Raw genomic sequence first — 19015 nt, 5'->3', positions numbered from 1 at the left:
GAGAGAAAGATGAGTCTGAACGGTAAGACCGCGCTGGTGACGGGCTCGACCAGCGGCATTGGACTTGGGATTGCCCGCGTGCTGGCGAAGGCCGGGGCGCAGCTGATCCTCAACGGTTTCGGCGACAGCGAATCAGCAAGAGAAGAGATTGCGCAGCTGGGCAAAAAGCCGGGCTATCACGATGCGGACCTGCGTGACGTGCTGCAAATTGAAGCCATGATGCGCTACTCCGAATCGCAGTTTGGCGGCGTGGACATTCTTGTCAACAACGCCGGGATACAGCATGTCGCCCCGGTTGATGCGTTTCCGGTGGAGAAATGGAACGACATTATCGCCATTAATCTCTCCTCGGTATTTCACACCAGCCGGCTGGCGCTGCCCACCATGCGCGAGAAAAACTGGGGGCGCATCATCAATATCGCCTCCGTTCACGGGCTGGTCGCGTCAAAAGAGAAGTCAGCCTACGTGGCCGCCAAGCATGGCGTAGTGGGCTTTACGAAATCGCTGGCGCTGGAAACCGCCCGCACCGGTATTACCGCCAATACCATCTGCCCCGGCTGGGTACTGACGCCGCTGGTGCAACAGCAAATCGACCAGCGTATCGCTGAGGGCGTGCCGCCGGAGCAGGCTCGCGATCGGCTTCTGGCAGAGAAACAGCCTTCGGGCGAGTTTGTCACCCCGGAACAGCTGGGTGAACTGGCGCTGTTTTTGTGCAGCGATGGCGCCGTGAACGTTCGCGGCGCCGCGTGGAATATGGATGGCGGCTGGGTTGCGCAGTAATTTTTGCCGGGTAAGGCGACGCCGCCACCCGGCAAAATCTCTAACTTGAGCAGCTGACCTCCAGCCGCTTGCCCCAGTCGGGCGGGCGGCTGACGTAGTCATCATCCCGGTCGGCAAACGGCGTGCGCAGCGCCACATGCAGGCGGTGTAGCTCATCGTATTCACCCTGCTCAGCCCGCTCAATCGCCCGCTGCGCCAGCCAGTTGCGCAACACCATCGCTGGATTCGTCGCGTTCATCTGCGTCTGGCGAGTGGCGTCATCCACCTGCTCCTGCTGCAGCCGCGCGCGGTAAGTGGCAAACCAGTCGTCAAACGCCTGTCTGTCAATAAACTCGTCGCGCAGCGGCGAGGCCGCACTGTGCTGCTCCGTCTGGCTCAGCATCCGGAAGGTACGGGTATAATCGCTGCCCTCGCGCGCCATGAGGGCAAACAGACCGTTGAGGATGTCGTTATCGCCCCTCTCCTGCGTCATCAGCCCCAGCTTGTTGCGCATCAGCGTGCCGTATTCTCGCAGCAATATGTCCTGATAGCTGTCGAGCGCATCATTGAGGGCATCTACGTCGATGAACGGCGACAGGGTTTGCGCAAGCCGCTGCAGGTTCCACAGGCCAACCGCGGGCTGATTGTCAAAGCTGTAACGTCCCTGGTAGTCGGAGTGGTTGCAGATATAGCCAGGCTGATAATCGTCCAGGAAACCAAACGGACCGTAATCAAAGGTCAGCCCGAGGATCGACATGTTGTCCGTATTCATGACGCCATGCGCAAAGCCCACCGTTTGCCAGCGGGCAATCAGGCTTGCGGTACGGGCAACCACGTCCCTGAACCAGAGAACGTATTTATCCTCTTCGTCCTGCAAATGCGCCCAGTGGTGACGAATGGCAAAGTCAGCCAGCTGGCGAACCTTGTCCGGCTCGCGGCGATAGTAAAAGTGCTCGAAATGGCCAAAGCGCAAATGGCTTTGCGCAATACGCATCAGCATTGCCCCTTTTTCCACCGTTTCGCGCGCTACCGGCGTATCGCTGGTGATAATCGACAGCGCGCGCGTAGTGGGAATCCTCAGGGCATGCATCGCTTCGGACGCCAGGCACTCGCGAATCGTTGAACGCAGCACCGCGCGCCCGTCGCCCATTCGCGAATAGGGAGTAAGGCCTGCGCCTTTCAGGTGCCAGTCAACCGTCTCCCCGTTGGGAAGCCGTTGTTCGCCGAGCAGGATCCCCCTGCCGTCGCCCAGCTGCCCCGCCCAGACGCCAAACTGATGTCCGCTATAGACCTGAGCCAGAGGCTGCATACCGGCGAGAAGCGTTTCACCGCCCCAGACGCCTGCGCCTTCTGAAGGCTGAAACAGCTCAGGCGGAATGGCCAGCTCTTCTGCCAGCAAATCGTTATGCCAGATAAGGCGTGAATTTTGTAACGGTGTTGGTTTGAGTGCGGTGTAAAAGCCAGGCAACTCGTCATGCCAGTGAGCAGTAAAAGACAGGGTCATAAGTCCTCCTGCTTTTAGTGTAGAGGGTTTACCCGGACTTAAACACGGGCGAAAGCAAGGGTTATCGCTGCTGAACCAGCGATGTAACGTGCTCCGCAGAGACGGCTGGCCAGAGTGCGCCCTGCATGGCGCCAAAATTGAAGGCCAAAACGCGTTGCAACAGGCCGTGGTCGTCAATGCCTGAGACAATCACTGACTGGCAGTGCGGTGTGATTTGCCAGAGGATGGCGCGCATAAAAGGCTCAAAAGAGAGCTCCGGGGCACGCTGCTGAATGAAGCCTTTGTCGAGAATAACCCGTTTAAATAATCCATCATAGACCGCTTTGAGCGATGCGGCGCCTGCGCCAAAGTTTGCCAGGACCAACGGGAAATGGATTGCCATTCTCGCCAGCTGCAGATCGTCCTTTCCGTTATTTAAACCTGGATAATTCTCATTAACAGTAAACTCAAGAAACGGGTAACGTTCAAGGATTGAAACAGCGTTTCCATTACTTAATAAAAATTCAACTATTGCAGGTGTAATATTGATCCATGCAATTAACTGATGCTGAATAAAAAACAGTTTACAGGTATCAAGCAATTGCAATTTTTCGTTAAACAGCACTAACTCTTCAGCTGCTGAAAGCCGAGGGATAACAAGCTCAGTGGGGATCCGCACATCGCTGCCGACGCCAGTAAAGTTAACCAGAACCTCTAAACCTTTAAGCTCCCCTGCGCTATTACGAGCAGGCAGAAGCAGCAGTTCAGACTGGTAAGCATTATCTAGCGTAATAATCATTGCACTCGCTCCACATTAAAGATGAGAGAGGACATCCTGGAGCAATTGCCGACACAATTCCACTGTCTTGATTTTAATAAGATTAATTTCATTAGTTCCGTATTTATTTTCAGATTTATCCCTGAATCTAAATTAATTTTATCCTGGTTGTCGAATAATAGCCAGTTTTAGATAAAACAGACACATGCAGGATTCGCTAATTTTAGATAAATTTAACTTTAAGCATCTTATTTGAGAAAAAACGGCATGATTTATTAGATACCATGCCGTCATAAGAGAAGTGTCTGACAAAGACTATATACGTCGAGCCTGCCAGAAATTTTTACGCCAGTAAACATTATCAAGAGAAGAGCGCATCACACCGCGGCTTGTCGAGGCGTGAATGAACTGATTGTCTGTATCATATATCCCCACATGAAGACCGCTTTCACCCGATCCGGTTTTGAAGAAAACCAGGTCCCCGGGCAGAAGATCGTCTTTATCAATTTCAGTGCCTATTTCTGCCTGTTTGCGCGTTTCGCGCGGAAGCTGTAAATCAAACTTATCGCGAAACGTCATCAGCACGAAGCCGGAGCAATCCACGCCGCCGCGGCTCATTCCGCCGTAGCGATAAGGCGTGCCGCGCCAGTTGCTCAGCTGATCGTTAAGGCTGGCAATGACGGTGATCGAATCTGAAAGCCGTGGGTTAGGCGGCGGCGCACGATGGCTACTGCATCCCGCAAGAAAAAGTGTGGCCATCAGGAGAAACCAGAATCGCATTTTCAGACGAATCCTCTGCTTTTTTTTGTTCTTTTCGTAATTTAGCGTGCAATTGTGCTAAGAGGCAAGAAACGGTTACTTCTGCCCGGTAGAAATCAGCATCTTATGTCCCTCTATATCAAGCCTGCGGAACGACATGTTGTACGCGCGGGCAAGATGGGGCGGCGTAAGCACCCGATCCCGCGCGCCGCTGGCTATCATCTTTCCCTGCGACAGCAGCCACACCCGCTGGGCATGACGCAGGGTGTGGTTGAGGTCATGACTACTCATCACCACGGCGATACCTTTTCGGCTCAGGGTGCTTAACAGCGTATCCAGTGCCGCCTGCTGCGCCACGTCCAGACCGCTCATGGGTTCATCGAGGAGCAGCATTCGCCCGTGAGGATTACCTGCCGGGTGGATCTGAAGAATGACCGCCGCCAGACGTACCCGTTGCCACTCTCCGCCGGAAAGCTGGCTGGCGTGCCGGGACAGTTTATCTTCCAGCCCCAGGGCCGCGGCAACGTCCGTCAGCAGTGCCGTCTGTTGTTTGTCGTGCAAATGCAGCATCAGATAGTGCCAGACCGGCATCGCAAAGGGCGGCACCTGCTGCTGCACGAGGTAGCTGCGCCGATGTGCCAGCGAGACCGGCGACCAGTCGGCAAGCTTATGCTCCAGCAGCGTTATCTGCCCTTCTCCGTCGGTCATGCCTGCCATCCGTGCCAGCAGCGTGCTCTTCCCTGCACCGTTTGGCCCGACAAGATGCAGGATTTCTCCCGCATTGATGGTACCGGTTATCGGCTCCAGACGTCCCCTCTCGGCGACGTCCGTGAGCTGCATCAGCAACGACATTATTTCGCCAGCGCCAGCTTGATCGATTCCATGACGATCGGATCCTCAGGGGTCATATCTGGCGAAAAACGCTGAACGACCTGGCCGTCGCGGCCAATCAGGAATTTTTCAAAATTCCACAGGATATCGTCCGGGTAAAGCGGCGCGCGGCCTTTGCTGGCCATGCGTTCATAAAAACCGCTTCCTTCAGGCGCAACGGCCTTCGGCGCGGCAGCGATCAGCTTCGCATACAGCGGATGGCGGTCTTCGCCGTTGACATCGATTTTGCTGAACATCGGGAACGTCACGCCATAGGTGGTGCTGCAGAAGGTTTTAATCTCCTCTTCGCTGCCCGGCTCCTGCCCCAGGAACTGATTGCACGGGAAGCCCAGCACGGTGAAACCGTCTTTCTCCCAGGCCTTCTGAATGTTTTCCAGCTGCTCATACTGCGGCGTCAGGCCACATTTCGATGCCACGTTGACGATAAGCAGCACGTTGCCTTTGTAGCCTTCCAGCGTGGTGTTATCGCCATCAATGGTGGTCACTTCAGTATTCAGGATGTCTGACTGCATAGCATTCCCTCAGGTTGTCTTACGGCTTGTTGATTTAACGTCCAGCTTTTAATAGTAGCCAGATAAATACCGGCGCGCCCAGCGTAGCGGTCACCACGCCAATCGGCAGCTCTGCGGCCGTCAGGGCAAGCCGGGCGATGATATCGGCCACCAGCAGCGTGACGGCCCCGGCAACCGCCGCGGCCGGAAGCAGGGTCCGATGGTCCGTGAGGCCACACAGGCGCAGCATATGCGGAATAACCAGCCCGATAAAACCGATCGCGCCCGCCAGAGCCACGCTGACGCCGACCAGCCAGCCAATGGCTATTACCAGCACATTACGCCAGAACCCAATCGGCATGCCGAGCTGGCGGGCAGAGGTTTCACCCAGCGCGAGCATATTCAGCGGCTGCGCCTGCAGGGCAGCCCACACGATAACCGGTACCAGCAGCGCCATCAGCCAGCCCTGGTGCCAGTCAACGCCTCCAAAGCCGCCCATCATCCAGTACATCAGCTGACGCAGGTCAAAGGATGTTGAGAAGTAGACCGCCCAGGTCATCAGCGCGCTGCAGATTATCCCCAGCGCCACGCCGGCAAGCAGCAGACGGCTGGTCGATAAGTGCCGTCTGGCGAAACGAAGAAGGAGCGCGGTGATTAGCAGCGCGCCGAGGATAGCGCTCAGGCTAATACTCCATCCGGAGAGTTCTCCTCCGCCGAGCATTACCGCCGCAATCAGGCCTACGCCTGCGCCGTTTGACACGCCGAGCAGCCCGGGCTCCGCCAGAGGGTTATCAAACAACGCCTGCATTATGGTACCGCACAGCGCCAGCGCGGCGCCGACCAGAACCACCGCGACGGTGCGCGGCATGCGAATTTGCCAGACGAAGAGCTGCCCGTCCGGCCCCCACCAGCTTTCAGGCCCGATCCATCTGTCGCCCGCGCAGAGGCTCACGCCTGCGGCGACAATGAGCAACAGCACCAGCAAAAACAGGCGACGCTTATCGGAACGGTGCTGGCGATGGGCATAATCAAGCATGTGTACGGTTTTAGTAGCGTGAGATGTAATTGATTTTACGGCGGGTTTGCCGGAGAGCGCAAAGAAAAAAGGCCGCGCAGGCGGCCTTTTTAGTTAGTTCATATTACTCTGCTTTGGGCGTTGCGTTTTCGACACGGCTTTTTAACTTCTGGCCGGGTCTGAAGGTCACCACGCGGCGGGCTGTAATGGGAATATCTTCCCCCGTCTTCGGGTTGCGGCCCGGACGTTGGTTTTTGTCTCGCAAATCAAAATTGCCAAAACCGGAGAGTTTTACCTGCTCACCATTTTCCAGAGCACGACGGATCTCTTCGAAAAACAGCTCTACCAGCTCTTTGGCATCCCGTTTGCTAAGCCCAAGCTTATCAAACAGATATTCTGACATTTCAGCTTTTGTAAGCGCCATAGGTTCAATCCCTCAATGATGCCTGGAATCGCTCTTTTAATGCCTCTACACATTTGGCGACGGTAGCGGCAATCTCCTCTTCTTCGAGTGTACGGCTGGTATCCTGAAGGATAAGGCTAATAGCGAGGCTCTTGAAACCTTCTGCTACGCCCTTGCCGCGGTACACGTCAAATAAGTTTACGCCAACTACCTGATTTACGCCAACTTTCTTACATTCGGCCAAAATATCTGCTGCAGGCACATTTTCCGCGACCACAACCGCGATATCACGGCGGTTTGCCGGGAAGCGGGAGACGTCCTGAGCCTGAGGAATAACGCGGTCAGCCACCGGGCTCCATTCCAGCTCGAACACGATGGTACGGCCGTTCAGGTCCAGCTTACGCTCCAGCTCAGGGTGAACAACCCCAATAAAACCAACGCGTTTACCGTCTAAATAGATGGCTGCGCTCTGGCCCGGATGCAGGGCCGGAATGGCTTCTGCGCGGAATTCAATTTCAGATAATTTACCGGTCAGATCCAGAATCGCTTCCAGATCGCCCTTCATATCGTAGAAATCAACCGTGCCTTTTGCCAGGTCCCAGTGCTCTTCATAGCGGTTGCCGCTGATGGCACCAGCCAGCATGAGATCCTGACGGATGCCTAAATTTGCCTGATTATCCGGTACAAAGCGCAAACCGCTTTCGAAAATTCGCACGCGGTTTTGCTGGCGATTCTGGTTATAAACGACAGTGCCCAGCAGGCCCGTCCACAGAGAAAGACGCATCGCGGACATTTCGCTGGAGATTGGGCTTGGCAGGATCAGCGCCTCCTGACCCGGGTGGATCAGCTGCTGCAGCTTTGGATCAACGAAGCTGTAGGTGATCACTTCCTGGTAGCCTTTGTCGTTCAGCATGGTTTTCACACGCTTCAGGGACAGGTCGGCTTCACGGTGGGTGCCCATTACAAGACCCGCCTGGACAGGCTCGTCAGGGATGTTGTTGTAGCCGTAAACGCGGGCCACTTCTTCCACCAGATCTTCTTCAATTTCCATGTCGAAACGCCATGATGGCGCAACGGCTTTCCACTCGTCCTGCCCTTCGGTTACTTCACAGCCCAGACGTTTCAGGATGTCAGTTACCTGCGCATCGGCAACGTGATGGCCAATCAGGCGATCCAGCTTGCTGCGGCGCAGGGTGATGGTCGCACGCTTCGGCAGCGTTGCTTCGTTGGTGACGTCAATAACCGGGCCCGCTTCACCGCCGCAGATGTCGATCAGCAAGCGGGTCGCACGTTCCATCGCTTTATACTGCAGAGCAGGGTCAACGCCGCGCTCGTAGCGGTGAGAGGCATCGGTATGCAGGCCGTGACGGCGTGCGCGACCGGTGATGGAGAGCGGGCTGAAGAACGCGCATTCCAGCAGGACGTTTTGCGTCTCGTCGTTGACGCCTGAGTGCTCGCCACCGAAGATACCGCCCATTGCCAGCGCTTTGCTGTGGTCAGCAATCACCAGGGTGTCGGCGTTCAGTTTCGCTTCGCTGCCGTCCAGCAGCACCAGGGTTTCGCCCTCTTTCGCCATGCGCACAACGATGCCGCCGTCGATACGGTCTTTATCGAACGCGTGCATTGGCTGGCCCAGCTCCAGCAGAACGTAGTTGGTCACGTCGACCACTGCGTCGATAGAGCGAATACCGCAGCGGCGCAGCTTCTCTTTCATCCACAGCGGAGTTGGCGCTTTCACGTTGATGCCTTTCACCACGCGACCGAGGTAGCGCGGGCAAGCATCCGCAGCGTCAACCTGAATAGGCAGCACGTCATTAATGGTCGCTTCAACCGGCGCGATTTCCGGCGCGTTCAGTTCGGTCTGGTTGAGCACGGCCACGTCGCGCGCCACGCCGATGATACCTAAGCAGTCGGCACGGTTTGGCGTGACGCTGATTTCAATGGTATTGTCGTCAAGCTTCAGGTATTCACGGATATCGGTGCCGATTGGCGCATCCAGCGGCAGCTCAATGATACCGTTGTGGTCGTCGGAAATGCCCAGCTCGGAGAAGGAGCACAGCATGCCTTCAGACGGCTCGCCGCGCAGCTTAGCCGCTTTAATTTTGAAATCGCCCGGCAGCACTGCACCGACGGTCGCCACGGCCACCTTCAGGCCCTGACGGCAGTTTGGCGCACCGCAGACGATATCCAGCAGACGGTCACCGCCCACGTTTACTTTTGTTACGCGCAGTTTGTCAGCGTTAGGGTGCTGACCGCATTCGACTACTTCGCCGACAACCACGCCCTTGAAGGCTCCGGAAACCGGCTCAACACCGTCCACTTCCAGACCCGCCATGGTGATCTGGTTAGAAAGCGCGTCGCTGTCCAGCGTGGTGTTCACCCACTCGCGTAACCACAGTTCACTGAATTTCATTGTTCTGTCCTGCCCTTATTTAAACTGTTTGAGGAAACGCAGATCGTTTTCGAAGAATGCACGTAAGTCGGTCACGCCGTAGCGCAGCATAGTCAGACGCTCCATGCCCATGCCGAAGGCAAAGCCGGAGTAAACTTCTGGATCGATACCCACGTTGCGCAGCACGTTTGGATGCACCATGCCGCAGCCCAGCACTTCCAGCCATTTGCCGTTTTTACCCATCACGTCAACTTCCGCAGACGGTTCGGTGAACGGGAAGTAGGATGGGCGGAAACGAACCTGCAGATCTTCCTCAAAGAAGTTGTTCAGGAAATCGTGCAGCGTGCCCTTCAGGTTGGTGAAGCTAATGTTTTTATCAACAATCAGACCTTCCATCTGGTGGAACATTGGAGTGTGGGTCTGATCGTAGTCGTTACGATAGACGCGGCCCGGCGCGATAATGCGGATTGGCGGCTCCTGATCCTTCATGGTACGGATCTGAACGCCGGAGGTCTGAGTACGCAGCAGACGCGTAGCGTCGAACCAGAAAGTGTCGTGGTCAGCGCGTGCCGGATGATGGCCAGGAATGTTCAGGGCGTCGAAGTTGTGGTAATCATCTTCGATTTCCGGGCCAGTCGCCACGGTAAAGCCGAGCTCACCGAAGAAACTTTCAATGCGATCGATGGTGCGGGTAACCGGATGCAGACCACCGTTTTCGATACGGCGACCCGGCAGAGAAACGTCGATCGTCTCTGCGGCCAGACGCGCATTCAGCACCGCGCTTTCCAGCTCGGCTTTGCGCGCGTTCAGCGCCTGCTGTACCTGCTCTTTGGCTTCGTTAATCACCGCACCCGCTGCCGGGCGTTCTTCTGCCGGCAGCTCACGCAGGGTTGTCATCTGAAGGGTCAGGTGCCCTTTCTTCCCAAGATATTCGACGCGGACATTGTCTAACGCGGCAACATCTGAGGCCTGATTAATGGCGGCTGTTGCACTGGCAACCAGCTCTGCGAGATGTGACATGATTTTCCTCATTATGTCGGTGCAGACACCGATTTGGTGGAGTTATTCTCTCAAATTCAGGCACAAAAAAAGCCTCCATCGGGAGGCTTATCTGGCGCTGTTTTTCGTTTCATCTTTCACGCGCTAGCCTCCTGAAATCAGGTGCTAAAGTAAAAGAAGAAGCGGAAAATAGCAGCATTCATGCTTGCGTTACCTTGTCTGGTAAAAACCGTTAAGACCTTATTGAAAAGCCTGGACGGATAAATGTCAATCTTCTGATGGTGTTAAATGAAAAGAGGGAGCAAAGCCCCCTCTTTCAACTGGCTTATGCCAGCGCTGCTTTCGCTTTTTCGACCAGAGCGGTGAACGCTACTTTGTCGAATACTGCGATGTCAGCCAGGATCTTACGGTCGATTTCAACAGAGGCTTTTTTCAGGCCGTTGATGAATTTGCTGTAAGAAATACCGTTCTGACGTGCTGCTGCGTTGATACGCGCAATCCACAGTTGACGGAACTGACGCTTACGCTGACGACGGTCACGGTAAGCGTACTGACCTGCTTTGATAACAGCCTGGAAGGCAACGCGGTAAACGCGTGAACGCGCACCGTAGTAGCCTTTAGCTTGTTTCAAAATTTTCTTGTGACGTGCACGTGCAATTACACCACGTTTTACGCGAGCCATATGTGCTCTCCTGTATCTATATTCTTAGTAAAAAAATTAAACGTTAACGGCTTATGCGTACGGCAGGCACGCGATAACCAGACCCAGATCGCCTTTAGAAACGAGGCCTTTTGGACGCAGGTGACGTTTACGCTTAGTAGATTTTTTGGTCAGAATATGACGCAGGTTTGCGTGCTTACGCTTAAATCCACCACCACCGGTTTTTTTGAAGCGCTTAGCAGCACCGCGTACGGTCTTAATTTTTGGCATCTTAATAACTTCCACTTCGCATTGTTAAATAAACGAAACATAGGCGAACAAAACCTATGAAACCCGAAGGCTCCACAGGTTTTGCTGCTTGAAGGCCTTACTGTTTCTTCTTAGGAGCGAGCACCATGATCATCTGGCGGCCTTCGATCTTCGTAGGGAAGGATTCGACTACTGCCAGTTCACTCAGATCGTCACGGACGCGGTTAAGCACTTCCATACCAATCTGTTGGTGGGCCATCTCACGACCGCGGAAACGCAGTGTGATCTTGGCCTTATCGCCATCTTCCAGAAAGCGAATCAGGCTGCGGAGTTTTACCTGATAATCGCCATCGTCGGTACCAGGACGGAATTTGATTTCCTTAACCTGGATAACTTTTTGCTTTTTCTTCTGTTCCTTAGAAGACTTACTCTTTTCATAAAGGAACTTGCCGTAGTCCATGATACGACAAACTGGCGGTTCGGCGTTAGGGCTGATTTCAACTAAATCTACTCCAGCTTCTTCAGCTTTTTCGATCGCTTCTCTCAGACTCACAATCCCCAGTGGTTCACCTTCAAGATCTGTTAAGCGAACTTCCTGGGCGCGAATCTCGCCATTGATACGATTCGGACGTGCCGTTTGAACTCGTTTTCCGCCTTTAATACCTTATTCCTCCAGTTGTTGAAGACTGCGGCTGCGAATCTCTTGTTGCAGCTTCTCAATCACTTCACTTACGTCCAGGCTGCCCAGGTCTTTACCACGGCGGGTGCGAACGGCAACTTTGCCTGCTTCCACCTCTTTATCACCACAGACCAACATATACGGGACACGACGTAAAGTGTGCTCGCGGATTTTAAAGCCAATCTTCTCATTTCTCAAGTCTGCTTTTACGCGAATGCCCGCATTTTGTAGTTTCTGCGTCAATTCTTTAACGTAATCCGCCTGAGAATCGGTAATGTTCATCACCACGACCTGCACTGGCGCAAGCCAGGTTGGGAAGAAGCCTGCGAACTCTTCGGTCAGGATGCCGATGAAGCGCTCCAGAGAACCGAGAATTGCACGGTGAATCATTACCGGTACCTGACGCTCGTTGTCTTCGCCAACATAAGAGGCGCTTAAACGCTGCGGCAGGGAGAAGTCCAGCTGTACAGTACCGCACTGCCATGCGCGATCGAGGCAGTCATACAGGGTAAATTCAATTTTCGGACCGTAGAATGCGCCCTCGCCCAGCTGGTATTCGAACGGAATGCCGTTCTCTTCCAGCGCCACGGCGAGATCCGCTTCTGCGCGATCCCATGTCTCATCGCTACCGATACGTTTTTCCGGACGCGTTGAGAGTTTGACGACGATCTTCTCGAAGCCAAAGGTGCTGTACATATCGTAGACCATACGAATACAGGCGTTAACTTCGTCACGGACCTGATCTTCAGTACAGAAGATATGCGCGTCATCCTGAGTAAAGCCACGAACACGCATCAGACCGTGCAGCGCACCTGATGGCTCGTTACGGTGGCAGCTACCGAACTCCGCCATACGCAGCGGCAGGTCGCGGTAGGACTTCAGACCCTGGTTAAAGATCTGAACGTGGCCCGGGCAGTTCATTGGCTTGATGCAGTATTCACGGTTCTCAGACGAGGTGGTGAACATCGCATCTTTGTAGTTGTCCCAGTGGCCGGTTTTTTCCCACAGCACACGGTCCATCATGAACGGGCCTTTCACTTCCTGATACTGGTACTCTTTCAGCTTGGAGCGTACGAAAGTTTCCAGTTCACGGAAGATAGTCCAGCCGTCGTTATGCCAGAACACCATACCCGGCGCTTCTTCCTGCATGTGGTACAGGTCAAGCTGCTTACCGATTTTACGGTGGTCACGCTTCGCCGCTTCTTCCAGGCGTAGCAGGTATGCGTTCAGGGCTTTTTTATCGGCCCACGCGGTACCATAGATACGCTGCAACATCTTGTTGTTGCTGTCGCCACGCCAGTAGGCGCCCGCGATCTTCATCAGCTTGAAGTGATGACAGAAGCGCATGTTCGGCACGTGCGGTCCACGGCACATGTCGACGTATTCTTCGTGATGGTACAAGCCAGGCTTGTCATCATGCGAAATGTTTTCGTCAAGAATAGAGACTTTGTAGCTCTCGCCGCGCTTAACGAAGGTTTCACGCGCTTCGTGCCAGCTGACTTTCTTCTTGATGACGTCATAGTTCGTTTCGGCGAGCTCGTGCATGCGTTTTTCGAGCGCGTCGATATCTTCCTGAGTCAGGGTGTGGTCAAGGTCTACGTCGTAGTAGAAACCATTGTCGATAACCGGACCGATCGCCATTTTGGTGTTTGGCCACAGCTGTTTGATGGCATGGCCTAACAGGTGCGCGCAGGAGTGACGAATGATCTCCAGACCTTCTTCGTCTTTCGCAGTGATGATTGCAAGCGTCGCATCGTTTTCGATCAGATCGGAAGCATCCACCAGCTCACCGTTAACGCGGCCAGCAATAGTCGCTTTCGCGAGACCAGGACCAATGTCCAGGGCAACATCCATTGGGCTAACAGCACGGTCGAAATGGCGTTGGCTGCCATCAGGAAGAGTAATTACAGGCATTTTATATCCTTATTTGCAGTGATGCCCCACACATAAGAGCATATACAAAGAAAATAATCGTGATTTGACAATAGATTACGACACCATCTGACCAACAATCGTCAAATTGGTTCGTCATCATTCACCAGCCGAATTCAGATTAATGTGGATTTACGGCAAGCGACGTAATGTTAACACTAACGGAAAGGAGATTGCACCCTCTGCGGCCAGATTGATGGGCTGGCGCTTTCGCACGAATTTGCAGGTTGCTTCTCCCCTGCGCTCGCATTTCGAAGATGCTGGGCTACTCTTGAACAGGTCTTTAAACCCAAAGGTGCATACCATGAACGTATCCAGTAGAACGGTTGTGATATTGAACATCCTTTCCGCCACAGGTTTATTGTTGATTCTCGCCGAACGATTCCACTGGTTCTGAGCCGAACCCTGCCCTGGCATAACCCAATCGTTCCTGAGAAGGGGCATATTTCGGCCCTGTTTGGTAGACTGTGGGTATCAACCAACAAGGATTAGGTTATGCCAACTAAACGATTTGCCGTAAAACACTGGAAAATGGTGCTGGTGCTGATTGCCATCTGCGGCGCAATGCTGCTACTCCGTTGGGCGGCAATGATTTGGGGCTAGAGGCGAAGACAAGTCATCAGAAGGGACGTCAAAAGACCGCAGACAATAAACGGGCCGACATCATCATCGGCCCGCTTGTATTACATTCTATAACCCAGTGAAACCGTGGTTCTGCGGTCGGTATGATCCGGCGCAGATTCTGGTGGTGAAGAGTTCCAGGTCACATTGTAGGCGACTTTCAGGCCAAAGTGTTCGTTGATAGCCACGTTCAGCGCCGTCTCAGAGTTCAGCGTCGTGTCGTCGGCACCAAATACAGAAACACCCTGGGTAAATTTGGTGTTGTCAGTCATCTGCCAGGCATAGGTACCGGAAGCGTAACCGAGCGGTTGGGTTTTGGTATCGCCATTGGTGTACTCGTCATAACGCACACCAGGACCGAATTCAAAACGGAGGCTGTGTACCGGACCGTTCAGGAACTGGCGACCATAACCGGCGGTGAACACATCGCGCTGGCGATAACCGTTGTAACGGTCAGTTAACCAGCTTGCCTGTCCAAACAGGTAGTCATAGTCGGTCATGTTGTAACGGCTACGTCCGCCTACCGCATACTTCTCGGAAGAACGTTCGTCATTAGCGGAAGTGTTGCTGGCATTACCCCACAGAGACCAGGCGGTGGTGTTACCGTACCAAGTGAGCGTACTGTCCGCCGTCAGAGAAGAGCTTTTGGTGTTACCGGATTGTGCCAGGTACCCAGCGTTCAGGTTACCTTCAAACGGTTTTTTCGCGGTGGAGGGATCGTCCATGACAGTAAAAACGGTATCATCGGCGGTCGCGTTCATAGCCGCAAACACGCCACCCGCCAGCATCAGTGCAGCGGGCACTGTCTTTAAAAGCTTCATTTTATTAAGGAGTCCGTACAACAAAAAAAGAGACCACACGGTCCCGGAATCTTTCTTGAGGATCAATGACAAGGCGTCCAGAGAAAGGTAACAAATTATAAAAAGCCGCAAATAACATAGCAATGTTTTCTTATTTCATTTTTTGAATAAGAACGATCTCAAAAAGCGTTTTATTTTATATATCCCCCGCCTCACTTTTTGTCAGTATTCATATTTAAAATCATACTGTTATTTAGATTGCCTTCCTGAAAAATGGTGCCAGACTAATAAGAACCCATGCTAAAAGGAGGTAATGATGGTTTCTATCTATACTCTGACGCTCTCCCCTTCCCTGGATTCCGCCACCCTGACGCCGCAGATTTACCCGGAAGGTAAATTGCGCTGTAGCGCCCCGGTCTTTGAGCCCGGCGGCGGCGGGATCAACGTGGCGCGCGCCATTACACACCTCGGCGGCAAAGCCACGGCAATTTTCCCCGCAGGCGGTGCCACCGGTGAACACCTGGTCTCTCTGCTGGCCGATGAACAGGTGGCCGTTGAAACCGTTGAGGCCAAAGACTGGACGCGGCAAAACCTGCATGTCCACGTAGAATCAAGCGGCGAGCAGTACCGTTTTGTCATGCCGGGCGCGAAACTCAGCGATGACGAGTTTCGTCAGCTTGAAGAGAAAGTGCTGACGATAGAAAGCGGCGCGCTGCTGGTGATAAGCGGCAGCCTGCCGCCCGGCGTAAGCACGGAAAAATTAACGGCGCTGATTCAGGCCGCGCAGCAGCGCGGCATCCGCTGCATTGTCGACAGCAGCGGCGAGGCCCTGCAGGCGGCTCTGGTGCCGGGCAATCTTGAGCTGGTCAAACCCAACCAGAAAGAGTTAAGCGCGCTGGTCAACCGCGAACTGACGCAGCCTGATGATGTGCGCACCGCCGCGCAGGAACTGGTGCGCAGCGGAAAAGCGCGGCGCGTAGTCGTCTCCCTTGGCCCTCAGGGGGCGCTGGCAGTCGATGAATCGTCGTCCGTTCAGGTTGTCCCACCGCCGATGAAGAGCCAAAGCACGGTTGGCGCGGGCGATAGTATGGTGGGTGCGATGACGCTAAAACTGGCGCAGGGTGCGTCTCTGCTCGAAATGACACGCTACGGCGTGGTGGCGGGTAGCGCCGCCACCATCAACCAGGGCACGCGTCTCTGTTCGCTTGCCGATACGCAAAAAATCGTCGATTACCTGTCCCGCAATTAACGCCTTATCCCCTTCGTCTTTACGGAGGGGAATGTCATCCCCGAGTCGCCAAACGCAAACTATCGACTATGCTAAGAAAACTTCCATGATAACAATGAGGTGAATTATGAGCAGTGGTGACATCACCCGCTACGTCGTGACCATCAACCTTCATGAAGCATCGCTGACCGAGCTGAATGAGCTCAACAACGCCTTCACCCGGGCTAATTTTCTCCTCACGCTCACGGATGACGCGGGCAATGTTCATGATTTAGGCACCCTGACATTTGGCCTGATCAGTCCCCTGAGCCAGGAAGAGGTTCATGCGCTGAGCGCCAGTCTGGTGGAAAGCGTGACCGACAAGCCAGCCGAGATTGACGTGGAAACCTGGGAAAGCTGGCATAAAAATGAACAATAAGTGCCCTGCATGAATTTAAACCGCTCAGGTGTGCGTTAGTTCGTATTTTTTTACCGCAATTATGCGCTAACTTTATGATCTGGCAGACAACATGGGAGAGACAACATGTGGCAGGCTATCAGTCATCTTTTAAGTGAGCAACTTGGTGAAGGTGAAATTGAACTGCGTAACGAACTGCCAGGCGGTGAGATCCACGCCGCGTGGCATTTACGCTACGCAGGGCGCGATCTTTTCGTTAAGTGCGATGAGCGAGAGCTGCTTCCGATATTCACCGCCGAAGCCGACCAGCTGGAGCTGTTGTCGCGCAGTAAAACGGTCACGGTCCCGCAGGTTCTGGCCGTGGGGAGTGACCGCGACTACAGCTTCGTGGTGATGGAATATCTCCCCGCCCGCCCGCTGGATGCCCATAATGCGTTCATCCTTGGCCAACAGCTCGCGCGCCTGCATCAATGGAGCGACCAGCCGCAGTTTGGTCTCGACTTTGACAACGATCTCTCCACCACGCCACAGCCTAATGCCTGGCAGCGTCGCTGGTCGACATTTTTTGCCGAGCAGCGCATTGGCTGGCAGCTTGAGCTGGCCGCCGAGAAAGGGCTGGAATTTGGCAATATTGACGCCATCGTCGAGCACGTTCAACAGCGTCTGGCATCCCACCAGCCTCAGGCGTCTTTGCTTCACGGCGATTTGTGGTCCAATAACTGTGCCCTGGGTCCCAACGGCCCGTACATCTTTGACCCGGCCTGCTACTGGGGTGACAGAGAGTGCGATCTTGCCATGCTGCCGCTTCACCCTGAACAGCCGCCGCAAATATACGACGGATACCAGTCTGTTTCCCCTCTGCCGCCCGGTTTCCTCGACCGCCAGCCGGTGTATCAGCTATATACGCTGATGAACCGTGCCATTCTTTTTGGCGGTGAACACCTCGTTAATGCGCAGCGCGCGCTCGAACGCATGCTTGCCGCCTGAGAAGAGAAAGGGTGGCTTCGCCGCCACCCTTATCGATTACAGAAAACCGAGCAGTGAAAAGAAGAAGTATCCCGCCACAATGATGAGCACGGGAAGAACGTAAAGCGGAAATATCTGCAGGAAAAAGGTATGACGCGGAACAACAATGCGTGATTCAATCTGCTCCCGAGTCATTCCTTCTGGGCCTTTGGCCTGCTCCAGAATCAACTGATCTTCCACGCCTTCGCGTAAGAAGCGCGTCTGACGACTCATTCTCGCGCCAGAGGCCTGCAATGCCAGCGCGACAAAGATCAGGGCGTATATCACCCAAAAGCCGATATTCAACTGATGCTGAAAATCCGGGGTGGGTGAGTTAAACCAGAAGACATTCAAAAATGGCGTATTAAAACGCATCATTTCAATCATGACATGAGCAAAATCAAGCATTACCGCATTGATACCCGGCTGTTTTTCGCTGTGATCGTACATAAATTTGAGCACGGAAATCAGCGTAGAAATGACGGCAGGAATAAAAATCACCCAGCCAGCAATACGTTTTAAGACCGCAATGCGTCCAGCTTGTTGATACGTCATCAGTTCCTCTTCATAAAGACGCGTTATTTGTGCCTAAGTCTACCTGCTGGTCATCAATTTCGCCCGCTCTTTAAAAGCAATATGCTAAATTGCAGATTGTGCTTAGCACGTATCGTCTGTCGAACACCCTGGATAAGGAGACGTTGTGATGTCGACACCGCGCCAAATTCTTGCCGCAATTTTTGACATGGATGGATTACTGATCGATTCCGAACCGCTTTGGGATCGCGCCGAACTGGACGTTATGGCCAGCCTGGGCGTGGATATCAGCCGCCGTAATGAACTTCCCGATACGCTGGGGCTGCGCATCGATATGGTGGTTGACCTGTGGTTTGCCCAACAGCCGTGGGTTGGACCCGGTCGCGATGAAGTGACCGCGCGCATAATCAGCCGCGCCATTTCGCTGGTGGAAGAGAACAGGCCGCTGCTGCCCGGCGTACGTGAGGCCGTCGCGCTGTGTAAAGCCCAGGGGCTGAAGGTTGGCCTGGCTTCCGCTTCACCGCTGCACATGCTGGAAAAAGTGCTGACGATGTTTGAACTGCGCGACAGCTTCGACGCGCTGGCGTCCGCTGAGAAATTGCCTTACAGCAAGCCGCACCCGCAGGTCTATCTGGACTGCGCCGCTAAGCTCGGCCTGGATCCCCTCAACTGCGTAGCGCTGGAAGATTCCGTTAACGGTATGGTGGCGTCGAAGGCTGCACGGATGCGCTCCATTGTGGTGCCCGCAGAAGAAGGCCGTCACGACCCCCGGTTTGCCCTTGCCGACGTGAAGCTTAACTCACTGGCAGAACTCACGGCGCATCACCTGCAGGACGGTTAACACCCTTCTCTGGTTTGTGACAAACAGTTACACCGTCACCTCTTCCGCCTACTGTATAAAAACCCTATACTGTATGAATTGACAGTTTTATGGGTTTT

General features: G+C 54.1%; 23 protein-coding genes and 1 other annotated feature. Of the genes, 7 read left to right on the top strand and 16 right to left on the bottom strand.

Annotated elements, in window-relative coordinates; all coding sequences use genetic code 11:
• Positions 1–9: 9 nt before the first annotated feature.
• Positions 10–780 (top strand): 3-hydroxybutyrate dehydrogenase, encoded by a 771-nt coding sequence (locus UTM25_RS10700; RefSeq protein ID WP_194401045.1) that lies wholly within the window; start codon positions 10–12, stop codon positions 778–780.
• A gap of 40 nt (positions 781–820) precedes the next feature.
• Here UTM25_RS10700 and selO read toward each other — a convergent pair whose 3' ends face one another.
• The 14 genes from selO to thrS all read right to left on the bottom strand — a co-directional run bounded on the left by selO (position 821) and on the right by thrS (position 13473).
• Positions 821–2263 (bottom strand): protein adenylyltransferase SelO, encoded by a 1443-nt coding sequence (gene selO / locus UTM25_RS10695; protein WP_194401046.1) that lies wholly within the window; start codon positions 2261–2263, stop codon positions 821–823.
• 61 nt (positions 2264–2324) lie between these two features.
• Positions 2325–3041: an EAL domain-containing protein gene (locus tag UTM25_RS10690; RefSeq protein ID WP_194401047.1), complete on the bottom strand. Its 717-nt coding sequence runs from the start codon at positions 3039–3041 to the stop codon at positions 2325–2327.
• A 294-nt stretch (positions 3042–3335) separates the two neighbouring features.
• Entirely contained in the window at positions 3336–3800 is a 465-nt protein-coding gene (locus UTM25_RS10685) for a C40 family peptidase (protein ID WP_023335377.1), read from the bottom strand.
• Between the two features lie 75 nt (positions 3801–3875).
• Entirely contained in the window at positions 3876–4631 is a 756-nt protein-coding gene (btuD, locus tag UTM25_RS10680; RefSeq protein ID WP_194401048.1) for a vitamin B12 ABC transporter ATP-binding protein BtuD, read from the bottom strand.
• Positions 4631–5182 (bottom strand): glutathione peroxidase, encoded by a 552-nt coding sequence (locus UTM25_RS10675; RefSeq protein ID WP_023311298.1) that lies wholly within the window; start codon positions 5180–5182, stop codon positions 4631–4633. Before UTM25_RS10675 ends, btuD begins: the two co-directional genes overlap by 1 nt.
• Positions 5183–5216: 34 nt before the next feature.
• Entirely contained in the window at positions 5217–6197 is a 981-nt protein-coding gene (btuC, locus tag UTM25_RS10670; protein WP_194401049.1) for a vitamin B12 ABC transporter permease BtuC, read from the bottom strand.
• A gap of 103 nt (positions 6198–6300) precedes the next feature.
• Positions 6301–6600, bottom strand: coding sequence for an integration host factor subunit alpha (gene ihfA, locus UTM25_RS10665; protein WP_003857805.1), 300 nt, complete (start codon positions 6598–6600; stop codon positions 6301–6303).
• Positions 6601–6604: 4 nt separating this feature from the next.
• Positions 6605–8992 carry a phenylalanine--tRNA ligase subunit beta gene (gene pheT / locus UTM25_RS10660; RefSeq protein WP_194401050.1) on the bottom strand — a complete coding sequence of 796 codons (2388 nt, stop codon included), beginning with the start codon at positions 8990–8992 and terminating at the stop codon, positions 6605–6607.
• A gap of 15 nt (positions 8993–9007) precedes the next feature.
• Positions 9008–9991 carry a phenylalanine--tRNA ligase subunit alpha gene (gene pheS, locus UTM25_RS10655; protein ID WP_033145275.1) on the bottom strand — a complete coding sequence of 328 codons (984 nt, stop codon included), beginning with the start codon at positions 9989–9991 and terminating at the stop codon, positions 9008–9010.
• A gap of 62 nt (positions 9992–10053) precedes the next feature.
• Positions 10054–10178: a sequence feature (Phe leader region), on the bottom strand.
• Positions 10129–10173 carry a pheST operon leader peptide PheM gene (pheM, locus tag UTM25_RS10650; RefSeq protein ID WP_001386830.1) on the bottom strand — a complete coding sequence of 15 codons (45 nt, stop codon included), beginning with the start codon at positions 10171–10173 and terminating at the stop codon, positions 10129–10131. It overlaps the preceding feature by 45 nt.
• A 117-nt stretch (positions 10179–10295) precedes the next feature.
• Complete coding sequence (gene rplT, locus UTM25_RS10645; RefSeq protein WP_000124850.1) at positions 10296–10652, bottom strand: 50S ribosomal protein L20; 357 nt, start codon at positions 10650–10652, stop codon at positions 10296–10298.
• Positions 10653–10703: 51 nt separating this feature from the next.
• Positions 10704–10901: a 50S ribosomal protein L35 gene (gene rpmI / locus UTM25_RS10640; RefSeq protein WP_003030583.1), complete on the bottom strand. Its 198-nt coding sequence runs from the start codon at positions 10899–10901 to the stop codon at positions 10704–10706.
• A 97-nt stretch (positions 10902–10998) separates the two neighbouring features.
• Positions 10999–11541, bottom strand: coding sequence for a translation initiation factor IF-3 (infC, locus tag UTM25_RS10635; RefSeq protein WP_014069901.1), 543 nt, complete (start codon positions 11539–11541; stop codon positions 10999–11001).
• A 3-nt stretch (positions 11542–11544) separates the two neighbouring features.
• A complete protein-coding gene (thrS, locus tag UTM25_RS10630; RefSeq protein ID WP_008500657.1) occupies positions 11545–13473 on the bottom strand; it encodes a threonine--tRNA ligase in 1929 nt (642 codons plus the stop codon).
• 142 nt (positions 13474–13615) lie between these two features.
• Here thrS and yncL point away from each other — a divergent pair, with 142 nt between their 5' ends.
• Both yncL and yniD read left to right on the top strand, forming a co-directional pair.
• The gene (yncL, locus tag UTM25_RS10625; RefSeq protein WP_080470226.1) at positions 13616–13888 is read left to right on the top strand and encodes a stress response membrane protein YncL; all 273 of its coding nucleotides are present in this window, start codon (positions 13616–13618) and stop codon (positions 13886–13888) included.
• Positions 13889–13986: 98 nt separating this feature from the next.
• Positions 13987–14094: a small membrane protein YniD gene (gene yniD, locus UTM25_RS10620; protein WP_008500658.1), complete on the top strand. Its 108-nt coding sequence runs from the start codon at positions 13987–13989 to the stop codon at positions 14092–14094.
• A gap of 80 nt (positions 14095–14174) precedes the next feature.
• Here the strand turns inward: yniD and UTM25_RS10615 are convergent, their stop codons facing one another.
• Positions 14175–14933 (bottom strand): YdiY family protein, encoded by a 759-nt coding sequence (locus tag UTM25_RS10615; RefSeq protein ID WP_029740435.1) that lies wholly within the window; start codon positions 14931–14933, stop codon positions 14175–14177.
• 295 nt (positions 14934–15228) lie between these two features.
• Between UTM25_RS10615 and pfkB the strand changes: the two genes are divergently transcribed.
• The 3 genes from pfkB (at position 15229) to UTM25_RS10600 (ending at position 17524) form a co-directional block, all read left to right on the top strand.
• Positions 15229–16161 carry a 6-phosphofructokinase II gene (gene pfkB / locus UTM25_RS10610; RefSeq protein ID WP_320714772.1) on the top strand — a complete coding sequence of 311 codons (933 nt, stop codon included), beginning with the start codon at positions 15229–15231 and terminating at the stop codon, positions 16159–16161.
• Between the two features lie 106 nt (positions 16162–16267).
• Entirely contained in the window at positions 16268–16558 is a 291-nt protein-coding gene (gene ghoS, locus UTM25_RS10605) for a type V toxin-antitoxin system endoribonuclease antitoxin GhoS (RefSeq protein ID WP_194401051.1), read from the top strand.
• Positions 16559–16663: 105 nt separating this feature from the next.
• The gene (locus UTM25_RS10600) at positions 16664–17524 is read left to right on the top strand and encodes a fructosamine kinase family protein (RefSeq protein WP_194401052.1); all 861 of its coding nucleotides are present in this window, start codon (positions 16664–16666) and stop codon (positions 17522–17524) included.
• 36 nt (positions 17525–17560) lie between these two features.
• Here the strand turns inward: UTM25_RS10600 and UTM25_RS10595 are convergent, their stop codons facing one another.
• Positions 17561–18097, bottom strand: a complete 537-nt coding sequence (locus UTM25_RS10595) for a YniB family protein (RefSeq protein WP_194401053.1) — start codon at positions 18095–18097, stop codon at positions 17561–17563.
• A 148-nt stretch (positions 18098–18245) separates the two neighbouring features.
• On the opposite strand from UTM25_RS10595, the gene hxpB reads away from it, so the two are divergent.
• Entirely contained in the window at positions 18246–18917 is a 672-nt protein-coding gene (hxpB, locus tag UTM25_RS10590) for a hexitol phosphatase HxpB (RefSeq protein WP_194401054.1), read from the top strand.
• The last annotated feature ends 98 nt before the right edge of the window (positions 18918–19015 follow it).

This window comes from Enterobacter sp. 61D5 (assembly GCF_034107965.1).
Lineage (GTDB): Bacteria > Pseudomonadota > Gammaproteobacteria > Enterobacterales > Enterobacteriaceae > Enterobacter > Enterobacter cloacae_M.
The sequence above is the reverse complement of the archived record's forward strand: the minus strand, read 5'-3'. Positions and strand labels throughout refer to the sequence as shown.